The following is a 20,716-nucleotide window of genomic DNA, read 5'->3' as shown; positions in this document are numbered from 1 at the left end:
GGAGGAGGCGCGTGTGCGTCGGGTCGGGTGATGCGTGTGGGGCTGTGTGGTGTGTGCCGGGTGGAGGCGTGCGCGTCGGGTCCGGTAGGGCGGGGCGGGGTCGTGACCGGTGGGTTCCGGCCGTTTGCGGTGCCCGTCGTGCCGGGTCAGTCCCGATCCGCCCGGTGGCCCGTTCGGGAGGGTGAAAGCCTTGCGCGGACTTTGACCATGGCCGGGGGAGAAGGGCTGACCGGCTCCGGTACCGCCGGGTAGGGTGCGGATCCATGGGTGGCGAGAGCACGACACGTACGGCCCCGCACGGCGGAGGCACCGGCACCGCGCGGGTGGGCAGCAGGCTCGGACAGCGCCTGTCGGGCCTGGCGGTGGGCCTCGGCATCGTGATGTTCCTCGGCGGATTCGCCTGGGGCGCGGTGGTCTACCGCCCCTACACCGTGCCCACCGGCTCCATGTCGCCCACCATCGCCGCGGGCGCCCGCGTCCTCGCCGAGCGGATCGACGGCTCCGAGGTGCGCCGGGGTGACGTCGTGGTCTTCGACGACAAGTCCTGGGTCACCAACGCGCCCGTCGTCAAGCGGGTGGTCGCGGTCGGCGGCGACACGGTCGCCTGCTGCACCGACGGCAAGCTGACCGTCGACGGCAAGCGGATCGACGAGCCCTACCTGCCCGCCGGGAGCCTCGCCGAGACCACCGACTTCCCCACGGTGAAGGTCCCCGAAGGCCGGCTGTTCCTGCTCGGTGACGAGCGCCAGGGCTCCCTCGACTCCACCGCCCATCTCACCGACGCCGCCGGTGGCACGGTCGCGCGCGGCGCGGTGCGGGCCCGGGTCGACGCCGTGGCGTGGCCCAGCGGCGGCATGCTCGCCGAGCCGACCGGCTTCGCGACCCTGGGCGCCCTCTCCTCGCCCGGACCGCTGCGGCTGATCGTCACCCTGATCGTCGCGGGCGCGGTGCTGGTGCTCGGCGGCGGCGCCTACGGACCGATCGCCGCGCTGGCCGCCCGCCGGGGCGCGGCCCGCACCAGGACGGAGCCCGCGGGTGCCCGCTGAACCCGCCGACATCCCCGCCGACATCCCGGCCGAGGGGCTGCGGACGGTCGCCCGAGTGGTCCTGCTCGACCCCGACGACCGGATCCTGCTGCTGCACGGCCATGAGCCGGACGACGTCGCCGACGACTGGTGGTTCACCCCGGGCGGCGGTGTCGAGGGCGACGAGACTCTGGAGGAGGCGGCCCGGCGCGAGGTGCGCGAGGAGACCGGGATCACCGGCATCGCGCTCGGCCCGCTGCTGTGGCGCCGCCGCTGCTCCTTCCCCTTCGCCGGGCGGCGCTGGGACCAGGACGAGTGGTACTTCCTGGCCCGGACGGACCAGACCGAGACGGAGCCCGCCGGGCTCACCGAACTGGAACGGCGCAGTGTCGCCGGAGCGCGCTGGTGGACGTGTCGGGAACTGAGCCAGGCACATGAGACGGTGTATCCGACCAGACTCGCCGAGCTGCTGACCAGACTGCTCGGCGACGGTCCCCCGGCCACACCCGAGATCCTTGACACGGAAATCGTCTAGAGGCTCCCGGTACTGGCGCACAATGGTGGGATCGCACGGCTGAAGGGGAACATGCCATGAGCGCCGAGGACCTCGAAAAGTACGAGACCGAGATGGAGCTGAAGCTCTACCGGGAGTACCGCGATGTCGTCGGTCTGTTCAAATACGTGATCGAGACCGAGCGGCGTTTCTATCTCACCAACGACTACGAGATGCAGGTGCACTCGGTCCAGGGTGAGGTGTTCTTCGAGGTGTCGATGGCGGACGCCTGGGTGTGGGACATGTACCGACCGGCCCGCTTCGTGAAGCAGGTGCGCGTCCTCACGTTCAAGGACGTGAACATCGAGGAGCTGAACAAGAGCGACTTGGAGCTGCCCGGCGGCTGAGGGGCGGCTGAGGGGCGGTGCGTGGCTGACCGTCACTCCTGCGAGTGACGGAGTTGTCCACAGCCACCGGGCTCTCCACCAAGATCCACTTCTTGGGGGCGGGCACGTGACATTGGGCGCCGGAGGTGGTGCCCGATGAGCACATACGGCAGGACGACGTGCTGGAGCACGTGGGGGCGCGGGGACGCGCGGGACCGAGGGAGCGCCCGGGACCAGGGGAGTGTCCGGGACCAGCGGGACCAGAGGGGCGCCTGGGAGCAGGGGGGTGCCCGGGAACAGCGGGACCAGGGGAGCACCTGGGAACAGGGGAGTATCCGGGACCAGCGGGACCAGGGGAGTGCAGCGCGAGATTCTGAGTGCGCGCGGGGGCGTATGGAGACGCGGGCGCGCCAGGAAGGTGACGGGCGCGGGGGCGCGGGGCTTCCGGGGGCTGCTGTCCCGGGTGGGAGTTCGGGGCAGGGCGCGGATCGGCGCAGGGCCGGTGGTGTGCTTGGTGCCGGTGGTGCCGGTGGTGCCGGTGGTGCCGGTGGTGCCGGGGAGCGTGGCACCGGTGACGCGCGGCGCGGTGCCCTCGGGCGGTACGGCGAGGATCTGGCGGCCCGGTGGCTCACCGACGCCGGGATGACGGTCCTGGCCCGCAACTGGCGCTGCGGCAGGACCGGCGAGATCGACATCGTGGCCGGTGACGGGGAAGTCCTCGTCGTCTGCGAGGTCAAGACCCGCAGGGGCGGCCGCTACGAGCACCCCATGGCCGCGGTGACCCCCGAGAAGGCGCGCCGGCTGCGGGAGCTGGCCGGGCAGTGGGTCCACGCCCACGGCGGAGCCCCGCCCGGCGGTGTCCGGATCGACCTCGTCGGCGTCCTGCTCCCGGACCGCGGCGCGCCCGTGGTCGAGCACGCGCGGGGGGTGGCCTGAGATGGGGTTCGCGCGGACGTGCTCGGTGGCGCTGGTCGGCGTCGAGGGCGTCGTCGTCGAGGTGCAGGCCGACCTGGAGCCAGGCGTGGCGGCGTTCACGCTGGTGGGGCTCCCGGACAAGAGTCTGAGCGAGAGCCGTGACCGGGTACGGGCGGCGGTCGTCAACTCCGGGACGGCCTGGCCGTCGAAGAAACTCACCGTCGGGCTGAGCCCGGCCTCGGTCCCCAAGGCCGGATCCGGGTTCGACCTCGCCGTCGCCTGCGCGATCCTCGGGGCCGCCGAGCGGATCGACCCCCGGGTGATGGTGGACCTCGTGATGATCGGGGAGCTGGGCCTCGACGGGCGGGTGCGGCCGGTCCGGGGCATCCTGCCCGCGGTGATCGCCGCCGCCGACGCGGGGTACGACCAGGTCGTCGTGCCCGAGTGCGCCGCCGCGGAGGCGTCGCTGGTGCCGGGGGTGTCGGTGCTCGGGGTGCGCAGTCTGCGGCAGCTCATCGCCGTCCTCGCCGACGAGCCGGTGCCCGACGAGGAACCCGACGACCTGAGCCGCCCCGACCCGCTCATGGCGGGCCTGCGGGTGCCGGGCACGGGCGCGGCCACCGGGATGCACGCGGCCCCGCACGACCAGGGTCACGACCTCGCCGACGTGGTCGGACAGCTCTCGGCGCGGACGGCCGTCGAGGTCGCCGCCGCCGGAGGCCATCATCTGTTCCTCGAAGGGCCCCCGGGTGCCGGGAAGACGATGCTCGCCGAGCGGCTGCCCGCGATCCTGCCCGCCCTCGGCCGCCAGGAGTCCCTCGAGGTCACCGCCGTCCACTCGGTGGCCGGGCTGCTGCCAGCGGGCAAGCCCATGATCGACACCGCCCCGTACTGCGCGCCCCACCACTCGGCCACCATGCAGGCGCTGGTGGGCGGCGGTCACGGGATCGCGCGGCCGGGCGCGGTGTCCCTCGCCCACCGGGGCGTGCTCTTCCTCGACGAGACCCCGGAGTTCAGCGGCCAGGCGCTCGACGCGCTGCGCCAGCCGCTGGAGTCGGGACACGTCGTCATCGCGCGGAGCGCGGGGGTGGTGCGGTTCCCCGCGAGATTCCTGATGGTCCTCGCGGCCAACCCCTGCCCGTGCGGCCGGTTCACCCTCACCGACGACTTCTGCGAGTGCCCGCCGTCCGCGATCCGCCGCTACCAGGCGCGGCTCTCCGGGCCGCTGCTCGACCGGGTCGACCTGCGGGTCCAGGTGGACCGGGTGACCAGGGCGCAGCTCACCGAGCGCGGTGCCAGGGGCGAGTCCACGGCGACCGTGGCCGACCGGGTCGGAGCGGCCAGGGAGCGGGCCGCCGCCCGTCTCGGGGACACCCCCTGGCGGAGCAACAGCGAGATCCCCGGACGTGAGCTGCGCAGCCGGTGGCACGCGGAGCGCGGCGCCATGGACGAGGCGGAACGCGGTCTGGAGAGGGGGGTCCTCACGGCCCGCGGGCTGGACCGGGTGCTGCGGGTCGCCTGGAGCGTCGCCGACCTGGCAGGACACGACCGGCCCGACGCGACGGACGTGGCCCTGGCGCTCCAACTGCGCACGGGCGTGCCCCGGGGCGTGCCCATGGCCATCGGGGGGTCACGGTGAGGGACGGTGCCGTGGTGAGGGGCGGCGCGGAGGACGGTGGTACGGAGGACGGTGACTCGGAGCATGGTGGCGTGGAGATGGGCGGTGGCCGGGAGGGTGGTTCGGAGGCGGGCGGTGTCGGGCAGGGCGGTCCGGAGGCGGGCGGTGCTGGGAGGGGCGGTCCGGAGGCGGGCGGTGCCGGGGAGCGGGGTTCGGGGGCTGACGGTGTCGGGGAGCGCGGGGGAGGGGTGAGCGTCCGGGGGGATGCGCGAGGCGAGGGAGACGGGGGAGGGCCTGGGCGCGCGAGTGACGGTGCCGGGGGCGGTCCGGAGGTTGCGGGCATGGGGGGTCGTGGCGCTGGGGGCGACGGGAGTGGGGCCTTGGTCGGAGGCATCGGGGCTGGGGCTGCGACCGGGGCTGGGGCTGCGACTGGGGTCGAGGCGCTCGGGGTGGATGGGGAGGCCCGTGCCTTTCTGAGCCGGGTGCTCGAACCCGGGGACGAGGTGGGCGGGCGGTGGCTGCGGGAGCGGGGTGCCGTCGAGGTCGCCCGGCGGCTGCGGGACGGCGGGCCGCAGCTCGCCGGGGTGACCGACCGGCGGTGGGCCGGGCTGCTGGCACGGGCCCGGGAGGCCGGGACCCGGCGGGACCTCGACGCCGTCCGTGAGGCCGGAATGCGGTTCGTGTCCCCGGGGAGCGCCGAGTGGCCCCGGCAACTGGACGACCTCGGGGACGGGCGGCCGCTCGGACTGTGGGTGCGCGGGCTGCCCAACCTGCGGATGTGGGCGCTCAGATCCGTCGCCGTGGTCGGAGCGCGCGCCTGCACCGAGTACGGCGCCCATGTCGCGGCCACGCTCGCCGCGGGCCTCGCCGAACGCGGCTGGGTGGTGGTGTCGGGCGGTGCCTTCGGGGTCGACGGCGCCGCGCACCGGGGCGCCCTCGGGGCGGGCGGGGCCACCGTCGCGGTGCTGGCCAGCGGCGTGGACCGGCCTTATCCGCCGGGGCACACGGAGTTGTTCGCCAGGATCGCGGAACAGGGACTGGTGATCGGCGAGTTGCCGCCGGGCGAGCATCCGACGGCCGGCAGATTCATCGTCCGCAACCGGGTCATCGCCGCCCTGACCAGGGGCACCGTCGTCGTGGAAGCCGCCCACCGCAGCGGCTCCCTGTCCACCGCGCGGTCCGCGCTGCGGCTCGGGCGGCATGTCATGGGGGTGCCGGGGCCCGTCACCAGCGGGCTCTCCGCCGGGGTGCACGAACTGCTGCGCGGGGAGGCCGTGCTGGTCACCGGCGCGGCGGAAGTCGTCGAGGTGGTCGGGGAGATGGGAGAGCTGGCCCCGGTGGGCAAGGGGCCCGTGCTCCCCCGTGACCTGCTCGAACCCGCTGCCCGGCAGGTGCTCGCCGTGCTGCCGGGCCGGGGTGCGGCGACGGTCGCGGAGATCGCTCGCGGGGCGCGGACCACCCCGGACGACGCGGTCGCGAGACTGTACGAACTCCGCTCGCTCGGGTACGTCGAACGACATGGCGACGGCTGGAAGTTGACACGCCAGGCGGTGATCTCCGTCCGCGATCGCCGAAGTCGGCGCGGTCCGAGCGGGTTCGGCCGTCCGGGGGAAGCCTGACACCGTTGCAAACGCCCGCAGTTGACCTCCGGCCGGGGACGCGCGCAGGGATCGGCGCGACCCGGCGGGGGTGCCTAGAGGAACGTATCTGCGCACGCCTCCCGACGGCTCCTTCGCGCACTGCGACGGTTCAGTCACGCTACGCTCGCAAGGACCGCTCCCTGGACAGGCAACTCGACACCAGACCGACACCAGACCGACACCGAGCCCAGGCACCCCCACTTCACTGCAGAACGGCACAAGGCGACGAATGCCTCAGCACACCTCCGGGTCCGACCGGGCGGCCATCCCCCCAGCCGCCCGCGACGGTGGCGCCGTCCGGCCGCCCGCTCCCTCGACGCTCGACGAGCTGTGGCGCTCGTACAAGACGACGGGCGACGAGCGGTTGCGGGAGCAGCTGATCCTGCACTACTCGCCGCTGGTGAAGTACGTCGCGGGCCGGGTGAGCGTGGGCCTGCCGCCCAACGTCGAGCAGGCCGACTTCGTCTCCTCCGGGGTGTTCGGACTGATCGACGCGATCGAGAAGTTCGACGTCGACCGGGAGATCAAGTTCGAGACGTACGCGATCACCCGGATCCGCGGGGCGATGATCGACGAGCTGCGCGCGCTGGACTGGATCCCGCGCTCCGTGCGGCAGAAGGCGCGGAACGTGGAGCGGGCGTACGCGACCCTGGAGGCGCGGCTCAGGCGCACCCCGTCGGAGGGCGAGGTGGCCGCCGAACTGGGCATCGCCGTCGACGATCTGCACGCGGTGTTCAGCCAGTTGTCGCTGGCCAACGTGGTGGCGCTGGAGGAGCTGCTGCACGTGGGCGGCGAGAGCGGCGACCGGCTCAGCCTCATGGACACCCTGGAGGACACCGCCGCGGACAACCCGGTGGAGGTCGCCGAGGACCGGGAGCTGCGGCGGTTCCTGGCGCGGGCGATCAACACGCTCCCGGACCGGGAGAAGACCGTCGTCACCCTCTACTACTACGAGGGGCTCACCCTCGCGGAGATCGGCAACGTGCTCGGCGTCACCGAGAGCAGGGTCAGTCAGATCCACACCAAATCCGTGCTCCAGCTGCGCGCGAAGCTGGCGAGTTTCGGCCGCTGACCAGCGTGGTCGTGGTCCTTGCCGGTGCAGCGACTCCCGTCGGGGGCGGTCCGTCCGTAGAGTGGTTGACGTGCCAAGGATTCGAGCGGCCTCCGTGGCCGAGCACCGGACGATGCAGCGAGCCGCCCTGCTGGACGCGGCGCGGTCCCTCCTGTCCGAGGGCGGTACGGAGGCGCTGACCTTCCCCGCGCTGGCCGAGCGGACGGGACTCGCGCGGTCGTCCGTGTACGAGTACTTCCGCTCGCGGGCGGCGGTGGTCGAGGAGCTGTGCGAGGTCGACTTCCCCGTGTGGGCGGCCGAGGTCTCGCTGGCGATGGAGCGGGCGGCCACCCCGGAGGGCAAGGTCGAGGCGTATGTGCGCCGGCAGCTCGCGCTGGTCGGGGACCGCCGTCACCGGGCCGTCGTCGCGATCTCCGCGAGCGAGCTGGACGCCGGTGCCCGGGAGAAGATCCGGGCCGCGCACGGCGGACTCGTCGCGATGATCGTCGAGGCCCTCGGAGAGCTGGGGCATGCCGAACCCCGGCTCGCCGCGATGCTCCTCCAGGGCGTCGTGGACGCGGCCGTGCGCCGCATCGAACTGGGCGCGGCGGAGGAGCCGGACACCATCACGGAGGCGGCGGTCGCGATGGCCCTGAGGGGCGTACGCGGCTGACCCGGGCGGACCCCGCTGGGCGTGCGCGGCTGGCCTGGGCGTGACCTCGCGAGATATGCCCGGCTGGCCTGGGCGTGACCTCTCGGGATGTGCCCGGCTGGCCTGGGTGCGGTGCGGCTCGTCGGGGTGGGTACGGCTGACCCGGGCGTGACCCCTCGGGGCGTGAGTGGCTGACCTGCGGTGATCCCGCGGGGTGGGCTCGGCTGACCTGGGCGGGGTCCTTCGCGGGGTGCGCGGCTTTGGCGGGCGGTGCTTCGGCTGCGGTGCATATGCGTGGCCGGGTTCAGGTGCCCCCTGCGGTGTCACGCGTTGCTTTTGCGCGGACGCTGAGCCCCCGTCGTCGGACGCCCCGTCTCCGTTCCCTTCGTCTCACCGGAGGTGTCCCGTGCCCCTCCCCGGCGGCGGTTCCGTCAGCGGCAGGAGTCTCGACGGGCCCGTGGAGCGCAGCCAGGGCGGGAGCAGGGACAGGGGGTCGAGGTAGGTCTCGCCGCTGAGCAGGCCCCAGTGCAGGCACGGCGTCACGCAGTGCCCGCCCGTCGCCTCCACCGTGCCGACCCGGTCGCCCGCGGCCACCTCGTCGCCCGCCCGGACCGTCCCCGTGACCGGCTCGTAGGTCGTGCGCAGGGCCGTGCCCGCCAGGGCCACCGAGACCACGCCCCGGCCCGCCACCCGCCCCGCGAAGGAGACCCGGCCCGCCGCCACCGCCCGCACCGGTGCCCCCGCAGCCGTCGCCAGGTCCACACCCCGGTGCCCCGGTCCGTAGGCGCTCGCCGGGGGTTCCCAGCCGCGCGTCACCCGGGGGCGCGTTCCCACCGGCCAGGCCGTCGCCAGGGCCGGGACCAGCGGGGCTGCGGCCGGTACTGCTGCCTCTGCGGTCGGCGGACCGGACACCGGCTGGGACGGCGCCGGGAACGCGGCGGCCAGGAGCAGCAGGGCCAGCGGCAGCAGTACGGAGAACAGGGCCGGCGGGTGCGCGGGAAACCGCGGAAGCCGTGAGGGCCACGGCTGCACAGGGAACCGCGGAAGTCGGGAGGGCCAAGGCCGCACGGGGAAGCGCGGAAGCTGTGAGGGCCGTGGGAACCGTCGGAACGGTGGGACGCCTGGGCGGATCGGCCCGCTCGCCATGCCCTCGCCGAGGCCGACGCCGACACCACCGCCGACGGCGACACCACCGCCACCGCCACCGCCGTCGCCGTCCTCGTGCCGTGACCGGGGTCCCGTGCCGTCCGTGTGCCGTCTCGTTCGTCGCATGCCCGTACCGTGACCCGGAACGGGCGATCGCGGCCCGGTCCTGTGGAGTACCCGTCGGTTGTGGACAACGGCGTCACCCGGTACCTCGCGGGTCCCGTACACTTCTTCTGGCGATCCGGGTCACCGGGTCGACTTCGCACGCCCCGGCACGAGGCCCTCACCGGCCCGTGTCAGCGCCCCTCGGTCCTTCGTGGCAGGGCGCACGCGGGCGTCAGGCGCGGAAGCCGTCCGGCATCCGCGGCACAACCGAGAAATCCAAGGAGAACGGCCATGGCCGTCGTCACGATGCGGGAGCTGCTGGAGAGCGGCGTCCACTTCGGTCACCAGACCCGTCGCTGGAACCCGAAGATGAAGCGCTTCATCTTCACCGAGCGCAACGGCATCTACATCATCGACCTGCTCCAGTCGCTGTCGTACATCGACCGCGCCTACGAGTTCGTCAAGGAGACCGTCGCCCACGGCGGCACGGTCATGTTCGTCGGCACGAAGAAGCAGGCGCAGGAGGCGATCGCCGAGCAGGCGACCCGCGTCGGCATGCCCTATGTCAACCAGCGCTGGCTGGGCGGCATGCTCACCAACTTCTCGACCGTCTACAAGCGCCTCCAGCGCCTCAAGGAGCTGGAGCAGATCGACTTCGAGGACGTCGCGGCCTCGGGTCTCACCAAGAAGGAGCTTCTCGTGCTGTCGCGCGAGAAGGCCAAGCTGGAGAAGACCCTCGGCGGTATCCGCGAGATGCAGAAGGTGCCCAGCGCCGTCTGGATCGTGGACACCAAGAAGGAGCACATCGCGGTCGGCGAGGCCCGGAAGCTCAACATCCCGGTCGTCGCCATCCTCGACACCAACTGCGACCCCGACGAGGTCGACTACAAGATCCCGGGCAACGACGACGCGATCCGCTCCGTCACCCTGCTCACCCGCGTGATCGCCGACGCCGTCGCCGAGGGCCTCATCTCCCGTTCCGGTGTCGCCACCGGCGACAAGGGCGAGAAGGCCGCGAGCGAGCCGCTGGCCGAGTGGGAGCGCGACCTGCTCGAGGGCGAGAAGAAGGCCGACGACGCCGAGGTGCAGACCTCCGCCGAGACCGAGAAGGTCGCCGACGCCGAGCAGGCCGAGGCCGCCGCCCCGGCCGCCGAGGAGGCCCCCGCGGCCCCCGCCGAGGCCCCGGCCGCGGACGCCGAGCAGGCCTGACCCCCTCACCCCTTCGGGTTGTGAACGGCGGGGGCCGCGAAGCCCCCGCCGTTCGTCCCGTAGATCTTCAGACTTCGAGAGAGATTCCAGGAATCATGGCGAACTACACCGCCGCCGACGTCAAGAAGCTCCGCGAGCTCACGGGCGCCGGCATGATGGACTGCAAGAAGGCGCTGGACGAGGCCGAGGGCAACGTCGACAAGGCCGTCGAGGCGCTCCGGATCAAGGGCCAGAAGGGCGTCGCCAAGCGCGAGGGCCGCTCCGCCGAGAACGGCGCCGTGGTCTCCCTCATCGCCGACGACAACACCTCCGGCGTCCTGGTCGAGCTGAAGTGCGAGACGGACTTCGTCGCCAAGGGTGCGAAGTTCCAGGCCGTCGCCCAGCAGATCGCCGAGCACGTCGCCAAGACCTCCCCGGCCGACCTGGAGGCGCTCCTCGCCTCCGAGATCGAGGCCGGCAAGACCGTCCAGGCGTTCGTCGACGAGGCCAACGCCAACCTCGGCGAGAAGATCGTCCTGGACCGCTTCGCGCAGTTCTCCGGCGGTTTCGTGAGCGCGTACATGCACCGCACGATGCCCGACCTGCCCCCGCAGATCGGTGTCCTCGTCGAGCTGGACAAGCCCAACGCCGAGGTCGCCAAGGGCGTCGCCCAGCACATCGCCGCGTTCGCGCCGAAGTACCTGGCCAAGGACGACGTCCCGGCCGACGTCATCGAGTCCGAGCGGCGCATCGCCGAGGAGACCACCCGCGCCGAGGGCAAGCCCGAGGCCGCGATCGCCAAGATCGTCGAGGGTCGTCTGAACGGCTTCTTCAAGGACGCCACGCTGCTCGGTCAGCCGTACGCGCTCGACAACAAGAAGTCGGTCCAGAAGGTTCTGGACGAGGCCGGTGTCACCCTGAAGCGCTTCTCGCGCATCAAGGTCGGCATCTGAGTCCGTGCCGCGACGGACGCCCGCTCCCGATAGGGTCGAGGGCACGCGCGTGTGACGGACGCCAGTAGATCTGACGAGGAGGCCATTGCCGAGCATGGGATGCGAACGACACCCCAGCGGCAATGGCCTTCTTGGTATGTGCACCACCTGAAAGAGGCGGATCTCGATGACCACCAAGCCCCAGAAGAGCGACGACGGCAAGGTACGCGGCCGGTTTCTGCTGAAGCTGTCAGGAGAGGCCTTCTCCGGCGGCGGCGGCCTTGGCGTCGACCCCGATGTGGTGCACAAGATCGCCCGTGAGATCGCGGCCGTCGTCCGCGACGGCGCCGAGATCGCCGTCGTCATCGGCGGCGGCAACTTCTTCCGCGGCGCGGAGCTCCAGCAGCGCGGCATGGACCGCGCCCGCTCCGACTACATGGGCATGCTCGGCACCGTGATGAACTGCCTCGCGCTCCAGGACTTCCTGGAGAAGGAGGGCATCGACAGCCGCGTCCAGACCGCCATCACCATGGGTCAGGTCGCCGAGCCCTACATCCCGCTGCGTGCCGTGCGCCACCTGGAGAAGGGCCGCGTGGTCATCTTCGGCGCGGGCATGGGCATGCCGTACTTCTCCACCGACACCACCGCCGCCCAGCGCGCCCTGGAGATCGACGCCGAGGCGCTGCTCATGGGCAAGAACGGGGTCGACGGGGTCTACGACTCCGACCCCAAGACCAACCCGGACGCGGTCAAGTTCGACGCGCTCGGGTACGGCGAGGTCATCACCCGCGACCTCAAGGTCGCCGACGCCACCGCCGTCACGCTGTGCCGCGACAACAAGCTGCCGATCCTCGTTTTCGAGCTTCTGGCCGAGGGCAATATCGCCCGCGCCGTCAAGGGTGAGAAGATCGGCACGCTTGTGGGTGACCAGGACGGTCGGCACTGACGGGCAACACCCGCGGAGCCTGACCAAGGGATGGACAATGTCCCGCCGGTCGGGAACCGTGCAGGAACAAGACGCGACGCAGCCGGCCGCCGCCCCGACAAGGAACCGCAGCCGGGCCTCACTCAAGACACGCAGGAGCAAGTGGTGATCGAAGAGACCCTCCTCGAGGCCGAGGAGAAGATGGAGAAGGCCGTCGTGGTCGCCAAGGAGGACTTCGCCGCGATCCGCACCGGCAGGGCGCACCCGGCGATGTTCAACAAGATCGTGGCCGACTACTACGGCGCACCGACGCCGATCAACCAGCTGGCCTCGTTCTCCGTGCCGGAGCCGCGGATGGCCGTCGTGACCCCGTTCGACAAGACCGCCCTGCGCAACATCGAGCAGGCCATCCGCGACTCGGACCTGGGCGTCAACCCCAGCAACGACGGCAACATCATCCGCGTGGTGTTCCCCGAGCTGACCGAGGAGCGCCGCCGCGACTACATCAAGGTCGCCAAGGGCAAGGCCGAGGACTCCAAGGTGTCGATCCGCTCCGTGCGCCGCAAGGCCAAGGACGCCATCGACAAGCTCGTCAAGGACGGCGAGGTCGGCGAGGACGAGGGCCGCCGTGCGGAGAAGGAGCTCGACGACACCACCGCGAAGTACGTCGCCCAGGTGGACGAGCTGCTCAAGCACAAGGAAGCGGAGCTGCTCGAGGTCTGATGAACGACTCTTCCTGGGGAGCGCCGCAGCAGACCGGGTACTGGGGGCCGCCCGACCGGCGGCCGGTCCAGGGGGCTGCCCCGGCGGGTCCCGCGTACGATGCGCCACAGGCGCAGCAGACTCGCCCCATGCCCATCGTGCCCGAGGGACCCGCGTCCGGCGGAGACCAGGATGACGACCGGGGGGCCGCTCGCTGGAGCGGTCCCCCGTTCCGCGACGACACGCCGCACGCGCCGCCCCACCCGGCGGCCCAGCAGAATCCGGAGCCCATGCCCGACGCCCCGCAGCCGGCGCCCGCACCGCAGAAGAAGACCGCGGGCCGCGACCTGGGCGCGGCCATAGGGGTCGGTGTCGGACTCGGTGTGGTGATCGTCGCCTCCCTGTTCTTCGTCAAGGCCGTGTTCGTCGGTGTCATAACGGTCGCTGTGGTCGTCGGGTTGTGGGAGCTGACCAGTCGGCTCCAGGAGCGCAAGGGCATCAAGGCGCCGCTCGTGCCGCTGGCGGTCGGCGGCGCGGCGATGGTGATCGCCGGGTACGCCCGGGGTCCCGAGGGCGCCTGGGTCGCCATGGCGCTCACCGCGCTGGCCGTCCTGGTCTGGCGGATGACGGAGCCCCCCGAGGGGTACCTCAAGGACGTCACGGCCGGTGTCTTCGCCGCGTTCTACGTGCCGTTCCTGGCCACGTTCGTCGCGATGATGCTCACCGCCCACGACGGGCCCTGGCGGGTGCTGACGTTCCTGCTGCTGACGGTGGTCAGCGACACGGGCGCGTACGCGGTCGGCTGGCGCTTCGGCACCCACAAGCTCGCCCCGCGGATCAGCCCCGGCAAGACCCGCGAGGGCCTGGTCGGCGCGGTCGCCTTCGCCATGGTCGCAGGTGCGCTCTGCGTGCAGTTCCTGATCGACGACGGCACCTGGTGGCAGGGTCTGGTGATCGGCCTCGCGGTCGCCGCCACCGCGACCCTGGGCGACCTCGGCGAGTCGATGATCAAGCGGGACCTCGGCATCAAGGACATGGGCACGCTGCTGCCGGGCCACGGCGGCATCATGGACCGGCTGGACTCCCTGCTGCCGACGGCACCGGTGGTCTGGCTGCTCCTGGTCCTGTTCGTGGGCTCCGGCTGACCCACCCCCGCGTCCAGAGCCCCGGCGAGCCATCCTCGCCGGGGCTCTCGCATGCCGGGGGTGGGTTGTCCACAGGGCGCGCGGGGCATCGGGCGGGATCTGCCACACTGGAACAACCATGCCCAAGCCCGGAGAACTCACATTCGTCGCCCCCCGCGCCGCCAAGAAGCCGCCGCGGCATCTCGCTGATCTCTCGCCCGCCGAGCGCAAGGACGCCGTGGCCGAGATCGGGGAGAAGCCGTTCCGAGCCAAGCAGCTATCGCAGCACTACTTCGCGCGCTACGCCCACGACCCGGCCGAGTGGACGGACATCCCCGCCGGCTCGCGCGAGAAGCTGCGCGAGGCGCTGCTGCCCGAGCTGATGACCGTCGTCCGGCATCTGTCGACCGACGAGGGCGCCACCCGCAAGACCCTGTGGCGCCTCTTCGACGGGACGCTCGTCGAGTCGGTGCTGATGCGCTACCCGGACCGGGTCACCATGTGCATCAGCTCACAGGCCGGCTGCGGGATGAACTGCCCGTTCTGCGCCACCGGGCAGGCCGGGCTCGACCGGAACCTGTCCACCGGCGAGATCGTGCACCAGATCGTCGACGGCATGCGGGCGCTGCGCGACGGCGAGGTGCCGGGCGGGCCCACGCGGCTCTCCAACATCGTCTTCATGGGCATGGGCGAGCCGCTCGCCAACTACAAGCGGGTCGTCGGGGCGATCCGGGCCCTCACCGACCCCGCCCCCGACGGCCTCGGCCTCTCGCAGCGCGGGATCACCGTGTCGACGGTCGGTCTGGTCCCGGCCATCAACCGGTTCGCCGACGAGGGCTTCAAGTGCCGGCTCGCGATCTCCCTGCACGCGCCCGACGACGAGCTGCGCGACACCCTCGTGCCGGTCAACACCCGCTGGAAGGTCCGCGAGGTCCTGGAGGCCGGGTTCGACTACGTCGAGCGTTCCGGGCGGCGGCTCTCCATCGAGTACGCGCTGATCCGGGACATCAACGACCAGGCGTGGCGCGGTGACCGGCTCGGGCGGATGCTCCGGGGCAGGCCCGTGCACGTCAACCTGATCCCGCTGAACCCGACGCCCGGGTCGAAGTGGACCGCGTCGCGGCCCGAGGACGAGAAGGCGTTCGTGGAGGCCATCGCCGCCCACGGGGTGCCGGTGACCGTCCGCGACACCCGGGGGCAGGAGATCGACGGCGCCTGTGGTCAGCTCGCGGCCACCGAGCGGTAACCTGGGCTCGTAATCCAGCCAGATCACATCTTCATATTCCGACAGGGGAGCGCCACAGCGCTGAGAGTGCGGCAATCGGGCCGCAGACCCTCTGAACCTCGCCCAGGTCATTCTGGGTAGGAAGTTCGGACACTACTCATGCTGTTGCGCCCTGCCCGGGATCCGTCCGCGGACCCGGGCGGGGCCGCGTCTCTTCCTGGTCACCCCCAGGAGGAATCCAGTGCACACCACGAAGCTCACGGCCCTCGCCGTCGGCATCGGCCTCGTCGCGCTCTCCGCGTGCTCGGGGTCGGGCGGCGGCACCGCGGCCGGTGACCGGACCGTCACACTCGTCAGCCACGACTCGTGGGCCGTCTCCAAGAAGGTCGTCGCCGACTTCGAGAAGCGGTCCGGGTACACCCTCAAGGTCCTCAAGGACGGCGACGCGGGCCAGGCCGTCAACAAGGCGATCCTCACCAAGGACAACCCGCAGGGCGACGTCCTCTTCGGCGTCGACAACACCCTGCTCTCCCGGGCCCTCGACAACGGCCTGTTCCAGCCGTACACGGCGAAGGGCGCCGGCACCGTCGAGGCGCGTTACCGGGTCGACGGATCGAAGCACCGGGTCACGCCCGTCGACTCGGGCGACATCTGCGTCAACTACGACAAGGCGTACTTCAGCGCGCACAAGCTGAAGCCGCCGGTGTCCTTCGACGACCTGACGAAGCCCGCCTACCGCGATCTGCTCGTCACCGAGAACGCCTCGACCTCCTCGCCCGGCCTCGGCTTCCTGCTCGGCACCGCCGCGCGGTACGGCGACAACGGCTGGCCCGCCTACTGGAAGAAGCTGAAGGACAACGGCGTCAAGGTCGTCGACGGCTGGGAGCAGGCGTACAACGAGGAGTTCTCCGGGTCGTCCGGCGGCAGGAAGGCCAAGGGCGACCGTCCGCTCGTCGTCTCGTACGCCTCCTCGCCGCCCGCCGAGGTGGTCTACGCCGATCCCCGGCCGAGCACCGCGCCCACCGGCGTCGCCACCGGCACCTGCTTCCGGCAGACCGAGTACGCGGGCCTGCTCAGCAACGCCCGCAACCCCGCGGGCGGCAAGGCGCTGATCGACTTCCTGCTCGGCAGGGAGTTCCAGCAGGACATGCCGCTGAACATGTTCGTGTACCCGGTCGTCGAGGGCGCCGAGGTGCCGTCCGTGTTCCGTGCGTACGGTCCGCAGGCCGAGCACCCGCAGACGCTGGCGCCCGACCGGATCGCCGCCAACCGCGACCAGTGGGTCAAGGCGTGGACGTCACTCGTACTGAAGTAGCCGACGCCCCCCGGCGCGCCCGGAGCGGGAACGCGGCGCGGCTCGGCCTGCTGGCCCTGCCCGTCGCGTTCTTCGGGGTCTTCTTCGCCTACCCGGTCGCGGCGATCGTCGCGCGCGGGCTGCGGGACGGCGGGGTGTGGCGGCTGGGGCGGATCGCGGACGTCCTCGGCGAGCCCGGCATCCGGCACGTCCTGTGGTTCACCACCTGGCAGGCGCTCGCCTCCACCGCCCTGACCCTGCTGGTCGCGCTGCCCGGCGCCTACGTCCTGGCCCGCTACGACTTCCCCGGCCGCCATCTGGTGCGGGCCGTGGTCACGGTCCCGTTCGTGCTGCCGACGGTCGTCGTCGGGACGGCGTTCCTGGCGCTCGTCGGCCGCGGCGGACTCCTCGACGGGCTGTGGGGGGTGCGCCTGGACACCACCGTGTGGGCGATCCTGCTGGCGCACGTCTTCTTCAACTACGCCGTCGTCGTGCGGACCGTCGGCGGACTGTGGGCGCAGCTCGACCCGCGGCAGGAGGAGGCGGCCCGGATGCTCGGCGCCTCGCCCCTCGCGGCCTGGCGCAAGGTGACGCTGCCCGCGCTGGGGCCCGCGCTGGCCGCCGCCACCCTGATGGTGTTCCTGTTCACCTTCACCTCCTTCGGGGTCGTGCAGATCCTCGGCGGCCCGGCCTTCTCCACCCTGGAGGTGGAGATCTACCGGCAGACCTCCGAGATCTTCGACCTGTCGACGGCGGCCGTGCTCACCCTCGTCCAGTTCGCGGCGGTCGGCGCGATCCTCGCCGTGCACGCCTGGACGGTACGGCGGCGGGAGAGCGCCCTGCGGCTGGTCGACCCCGCGCTCACCGCCCGCCGTCCGCGCGGCGCCCGCCAGTGGGCGCTGCTCGGCGCGGTCCTCGCCACCGTCGCCCTGCTGGTCGTGCTGCCGCTCGCGGTGCTCGTGCGCCGCTCCCTCGACGCGCCGGGGTTCGGCTACTACCGGGCGCTGACCCGTGAGGACGGCGGGACCTTCCTGGTGCCGCCGATCCAGGCGGTCGGCAACTCCCTCCAGTACGCCCTCGCCGCCACCGCGATCGCCGTGCTGGTCGGCGCGCTGGCCGCCGCCGCGCTGGCCCGCCGGGACGCCGGGCGGCTGGTGCGCGGCTTCGACGCGCTGCTGATGCTGCCCCTGGGGGTGTCCGCGGTGACGGTCGGGTTCGGGTTCCTGATCGCCCTCGACGAGCCGCCGCTCGACCTGCGTTCCTCGTGGATCCTGGTGCCCCTCGCGCAGGCCCTGGTGGGCGTGCCCTTCGTGGTGCGGACCATGCTGCCGGTGCTGCGCGCGGTGGACGGCAGGCTCCGGGAGGCGGCCGCGGTCCTCGGGGCGTCGCCGTGGCGGGTGTGGCGGGAGGTCGATCTGCCGCTGGTGCGGCGGGCGTTGCTGGTCGCGGCCGGTTTCGCGTTCGCCGTCTCGCTCGGCGAGTTCGGGGCGACGGTGTTCATCGCGCGGCCGGACAACCCGACCCTGCCGGTCGCGGTGGCCCGTCTGCTGGGCCGCCCCGGTGATCTCAACTACGGCCAGGCGATGGCCCTCTCGACGATTCTGATGGTGGTGTGCGCGGTGTCCCTGCTGCTCCTGGAACGCCTGCGCACCGACCGGAGCGGGGAGTTCTGATGCTGCTCAGCCTCGACGACGCGAGCGTCAGGTTCGGTGCCCGCGCGGCGCTCGACGCCGTCGGCCTGCAGGTCGCCGAGCGCGAGATCGTGTGTGTGCTCGGGCCCAGCGGCAGCGGGAAGTCCACGCTGCTGCGGGCGGTGGCCGGGCTCCAACCCCTGTCCGGCGGGCGGGTGTTCCTCGACGGGCGGGACCAGGCGGGGGTGCCCGCGCACCGGCGCGGGGTCGGCCTCATGTTCCAGGACCACCAGCTGTTCCCGCAGCGGGACGTGGGCGGCAACGTCGCGTTCGGGCTGCGGATGCGCGGCGCGGGCCGGGCCGAACAGGAGCGGCGGGTGGGGGAGTTGCTCGACCTGGTCGGGCTGCCGGGCGCCGCCCGACGGGCCGTCTCCGCGCTCTCCGGCGGTGAGCAGCAGCGGGTGGCGCTGGCCCGCGCGCTCGCGCCCCGGCCCCGGCTGCTGATGCTGGACGAGCCGCTCGGTCAGCTCGACCGCTCGCTGCGGGAGCGGCTCGTCGTCGAACTGCGGGAGCTTTTCCACCGGTTGGGGACGACGGTGCTCGCCGTCACGCACGACCAGGGCGAGGCGTTCGCGCTCGCCGACCGGGTGGTGGTGATGCGGGACGGCGCGATCGCCCAGTCCGGCACCCCGCTGGAGGTCTGGCAGCACCCGGCGGACGCGTTCACGGCCCGGTTCCTCGGCTTCGAGAACGTGGTCGAGGCCACCGTCGCGGGGAGCGCCGCCGTCACCCCCTGGGGCAAGCTCCCGGTCCCGGAGGGCGCCCCTCAGGGCCCCGGCACCCTGCTGGTGCGCCCGGTCGGGGTGCGGCTGGTCCCGGCCGGTGAGGGCCTGCGCTGCACGGTCGCCGCCCGCACCTTCCGGGGCACCCATGTCGCCGTCCGGCTGCGACCGCAGGACGGGCCGCTCCTGGAGGCGGCCTGCCCGCTGCGCCTGGCCCCGGAGACCGGGGAGGCGGTCGGCGTGGAGTTCGACCCGTCGGAGGTCCTGGTGCTGGGCCAGGGGCGGCCGCCCCGGACGCCGTAGGAGCGCCGGGCGGCCCCGGACACACGTGCGGCCCGCCCCCGGTCGGGGACGGGCCGCACGCGCGCGCTGCGGGGGATCAGCTGCCGCTGTTGGCCCCACGACGACGCATGCCGAAGAACACGGCACCGCCACCGATGACGACCAGCGCGGCCGCGACACCGGCGATGAGGCCGGTGTTGGAGTTGGCACCGGTCTCGGCGAGGTTGCTGTCACCGACGGCCGGGGACGGCGCGTTGCTCGCCGTGCCCGCCGGGGCGGTGGTGCTCTCCGACGGGGTCTCCGAGGGAGACGGGGACTCCGACTCCTCGGCCGGCGGGGTGGCCGACTCCGACGGGGTCTCCGACGGCGCCGGGGTCTCGTCCTTCTTGCAGGCCTCGGACGGGGTGGTCAGGTTCGGCTTGATGTCCTCGTCGACCAGGTTCCCGGCCTTGACGTGGATGCGGTACTCGGCGTTCGGCTTCCAGTCCTCGGTGAAGGTCACCGTGGTGCCCTGGCGGGAACCCTTGATCTCCTGCGCCTCACCGACCTGGTGGGCGTCGGCGCCGTTGTTCTCCAGGAAGACCGTGATGACGGCCGCCTGACCCGAGGCGTCCTTGTCGGTGACGACGATCTGACCCTTTTCGCCGACACAGCTGGCTTCGGCCGAGAATTCGCGGATGTTGCAGGCCAGCGCCGTGTTGGTGACGCCCAGAGCGAGCGCGACGGTGGCGGAGGCAACACCCAGAACGCGCACAGTACGGCGTGCGCTGCGGCGAGTTATGGACACGTTTGTCCTTTACATGCAGAACTGCGGGGGGCTGAGGGGGAGATGAGGCGATCGCGTGACGAGCCCTTCATGCTCCCCAGGAGTCTCACAGGTCTATAAGCGTTCGATAAGGAGTGTCAACGCATATGCGTGTTCGAGCCGTTGACTTTGCCTGGTTATTAACCACCGGGACGTTTCAAGGGCTTGGGAGTGCTCTCGATCCGGTCACCGGTGGCGATAGGGGACGCCGTCGGCCGTTCCCGGGCGAGTGGCGGCAAGAGGTGCCGGTGCGGAGGCCGCCGGGGCCGGGGTGCCCGGACGCACGCCTTCCGGCCCCCGCGACGGAAGTTGACGGGCCGTCAGTCCTGGACGGCGGTCGGGTCCATCCACGTGATCTCCCAGGTGTGGCCGTCCAGGTCGTCGAAGGCGCGGCCGTACATGAAGCCGTGGTCCTGGGTGCGGCCGGTGTCCGTGCCGCCCGCCGCGACCGCCCGGTCGACCAGCTCGTCGACCTTCTCCCGGCTCTCGGCGCTCAGGCAGATCAGCACCTCGCTGGTCTTCGACGCGTCCGCGATCTCCTTGTCGGTGAAGGTCGCGTAGAACGGCTTGGTGAGCAGCATCGCCACGATGGTGTCGCTGATCACCACCGAGGCCGCCTCGTCGTTGCTGAACTGCGCGTTGATCGAGTAGCCGAGCGTCGTGAAGAACGTCTTCGAGGCGTCGAGGTCGGTCACGGGCAGGTTCACGAAAATCATCTGCTGGTACATCGGGTCTCCTCCGGGCGTCTCCGTCGTGCTGTTCGAGGGGAATGACCGGGGCCCGCACCGGAACTCA

At 72.2% G+C, this 20,716-nt stretch carries 20 protein-coding genes and 1 riboswitch; of the genes, 17 read left to right on the top strand and 3 right to left on the bottom strand.

Going from position 1 to position 20,716, the window contains the following annotated elements; genetic code table 11:
• The first annotated feature begins 263 nt into the window (after nt 1-263).
• The 8 genes from lepB to GA0115242_RS13140 all read left to right on the top strand — a co-directional run bounded on the left by lepB (nt 264) and on the right by GA0115242_RS13140 (nt 7,801).
• Nucleotides 264-1,046, top strand: a complete 783-nt coding sequence (gene lepB / locus GA0115242_RS13180; RefSeq protein ID WP_093827895.1) for a signal peptidase I — start codon at nt 264-266, stop codon at nt 1,044-1,046.
• Nucleotides 1,036-1,560, top strand: coding sequence for an NUDIX hydrolase (locus GA0115242_RS13175; RefSeq protein ID WP_093827893.1), 525 nt, complete (start codon nt 1,036-1,038; stop codon nt 1,558-1,560). Before lepB ends, GA0115242_RS13175 begins: the two co-directional genes overlap by 11 nt.
• 56 nt (nt 1,561-1,616) lie before the next feature.
• Nucleotides 1,617-1,925, top strand: a complete 309-nt coding sequence (locus GA0115242_RS13170) for a DUF2469 domain-containing protein (protein WP_003965949.1) — start codon at nt 1,617-1,619, stop codon at nt 1,923-1,925.
• 591 nt (nt 1,926-2,516) lie between these two features.
• Nucleotides 2,517-2,840, top strand: coding sequence for a YraN family protein (locus tag GA0115242_RS13160; protein ID WP_237549020.1), 324 nt, complete (start codon nt 2,517-2,519; stop codon nt 2,838-2,840).
• Nucleotide 2,841: 1 nt separating this feature from the next.
• On the top strand, nt 2,842-4,458 hold the full coding sequence (locus GA0115242_RS13155; RefSeq protein WP_093827887.1) for a YifB family Mg chelatase-like AAA ATPase: 1,617 nt from the start codon (nt 2,842-2,844) through the stop codon (nt 4,456-4,458).
• A gap of 320 nt (nt 4,459-4,778) precedes the next feature.
• Nucleotides 4,779-6,056 carry a DNA-processing protein DprA gene (gene dprA, locus GA0115242_RS13150; RefSeq protein WP_093827885.1) on the top strand — a complete coding sequence of 426 codons (1,278 nt, stop codon included), beginning with the start codon at nt 4,779-4,781 and terminating at the stop codon, nt 6,054-6,056.
• 250 nt (nt 6,057-6,306) lie between these two features.
• Nucleotides 6,307-7,149, top strand: coding sequence for an RNA polymerase sigma factor WhiG (gene whiG / locus GA0115242_RS13145; RefSeq protein ID WP_093827883.1), 843 nt, complete (start codon nt 6,307-6,309; stop codon nt 7,147-7,149).
• Nucleotides 7,150-7,243: 94 nt separating this feature from the next.
• Nucleotides 7,244-7,801: a TetR/AcrR family transcriptional regulator gene (locus tag GA0115242_RS13140; protein WP_093827881.1), complete on the top strand. Its 558-nt coding sequence runs from the start codon at nt 7,244-7,246 to the stop codon at nt 7,799-7,801.
• A 369-nt stretch (nt 7,802-8,170) separates the two neighbouring features.
• On the opposite strand, the gene GA0115242_RS13135 is transcribed toward GA0115242_RS13140, so the two are convergent.
• Nucleotides 8,171-8,812 carry a M23 family metallopeptidase gene (locus tag GA0115242_RS13135; protein ID WP_370672275.1) on the bottom strand — a complete coding sequence of 214 codons (642 nt, stop codon included), beginning with the start codon at nt 8,810-8,812 and terminating at the stop codon, nt 8,171-8,173.
• A 510-nt stretch (nt 8,813-9,322) separates the two neighbouring features.
• Between GA0115242_RS13135 and rpsB the strand changes: the two genes are divergently transcribed.
• From rpsB to GA0115242_RS13090, 9 genes are all read left to right on the top strand, one after another.
• Nucleotides 9,323-10,240, top strand: coding sequence for a 30S ribosomal protein S2 (rpsB, locus tag GA0115242_RS13130; RefSeq protein WP_093827879.1), 918 nt, complete (start codon nt 9,323-9,325; stop codon nt 10,238-10,240).
• 95 nt (nt 10,241-10,335) lie between these two features.
• The gene (gene tsf, locus GA0115242_RS13125) at nt 10,336-11,172 is read left to right on the top strand and encodes a translation elongation factor Ts (RefSeq protein WP_093827877.1); all 837 of its coding nucleotides are present in this window, start codon (nt 10,336-10,338) and stop codon (nt 11,170-11,172) included.
• Between the two features lie 166 nt (nt 11,173-11,338).
• Nucleotides 11,339-12,097 (top strand): UMP kinase, encoded by a 759-nt coding sequence (gene pyrH / locus GA0115242_RS13120; protein WP_093827875.1) that lies wholly within the window; start codon nt 11,339-11,341, stop codon nt 12,095-12,097.
• Nucleotides 12,098-12,241: 144 nt separating this feature from the next.
• Nucleotides 12,242-12,799: a ribosome recycling factor gene (gene frr / locus GA0115242_RS13115; protein ID WP_093827946.1), complete on the top strand. Its 558-nt coding sequence runs from the start codon at nt 12,242-12,244 to the stop codon at nt 12,797-12,799.
• Nucleotides 12,799-13,923, top strand: coding sequence for a phosphatidate cytidylyltransferase (locus GA0115242_RS13110; RefSeq protein WP_093827873.1), 1,125 nt, complete (start codon nt 12,799-12,801; stop codon nt 13,921-13,923). Before frr ends, GA0115242_RS13110 begins: the two co-directional genes overlap by 1 nt.
• A gap of 118 nt (nt 13,924-14,041) precedes the next feature.
• Nucleotides 14,042-15,148: a 23S rRNA (adenine(2503)-C(2))-methyltransferase RlmN gene (rlmN, locus tag GA0115242_RS13105; RefSeq protein WP_093827871.1), complete on the top strand. Its 1,107-nt coding sequence runs from the start codon at nt 14,042-14,044 to the stop codon at nt 15,146-15,148.
• Nucleotides 15,149-15,181: 33 nt separating this feature from the next.
• Nucleotides 15,182-15,289, top strand: a riboswitch (TPP riboswitch).
• Between the two features lie 79 nt (nt 15,290-15,368).
• On the top strand, nt 15,369-16,442 hold the full coding sequence (locus tag GA0115242_RS13100) for a thiamine ABC transporter substrate-binding protein (protein ID WP_093827869.1): 1,074 nt from the start codon (nt 15,369-15,371) through the stop codon (nt 16,440-16,442).
• A gap of 50 nt (nt 16,443-16,492) precedes the next feature.
• Nucleotides 16,493-18,094 carry an ABC transporter permease gene (locus GA0115242_RS13095; RefSeq protein WP_093827944.1) on the top strand — a complete coding sequence of 534 codons (1,602 nt, stop codon included), beginning with the start codon at nt 16,493-16,495 and terminating at the stop codon, nt 18,092-18,094.
• Nucleotides 18,094-19,137: an ABC transporter ATP-binding protein gene (locus tag GA0115242_RS13090; protein ID WP_093827867.1), complete on the top strand. Its 1,044-nt coding sequence runs from the start codon at nt 18,094-18,096 to the stop codon at nt 19,135-19,137. The genes GA0115242_RS13095 and GA0115242_RS13090 overlap by 1 nt, the downstream gene beginning before the upstream one ends.
• 76 nt (nt 19,138-19,213) lie before the next feature.
• Here the strand turns inward: GA0115242_RS13090 and GA0115242_RS13085 are convergent, their stop codons facing one another.
• Nucleotides 19,214-19,903 (bottom strand): LAETG motif-containing sortase-dependent surface protein, encoded by a 690-nt coding sequence (locus GA0115242_RS13085; RefSeq protein ID WP_093827865.1) that lies wholly within the window; start codon nt 19,901-19,903, stop codon nt 19,214-19,216.
• A gap of 338 nt (nt 19,904-20,241) precedes the next feature.
• Nucleotides 20,242-20,649, bottom strand: coding sequence for a VOC family protein (locus GA0115242_RS13080; protein ID WP_093827863.1), 408 nt, complete (start codon nt 20,647-20,649; stop codon nt 20,242-20,244).
• Nucleotides 20,650-20,716: the final 67 nt, after the last annotated feature.

The sequence above is a fragment of the Streptomyces sp. SolWspMP-5a-2 genome (assembly GCF_900091845.1).
In the GTDB taxonomy this organism is placed as follows: domain Bacteria; phylum Actinomycetota; class Actinomycetes; order Streptomycetales; family Streptomycetaceae; genus Streptomyces; species Streptomyces doudnae.
This window is presented reverse-complemented; position numbering and strand designations above follow the sequence as displayed.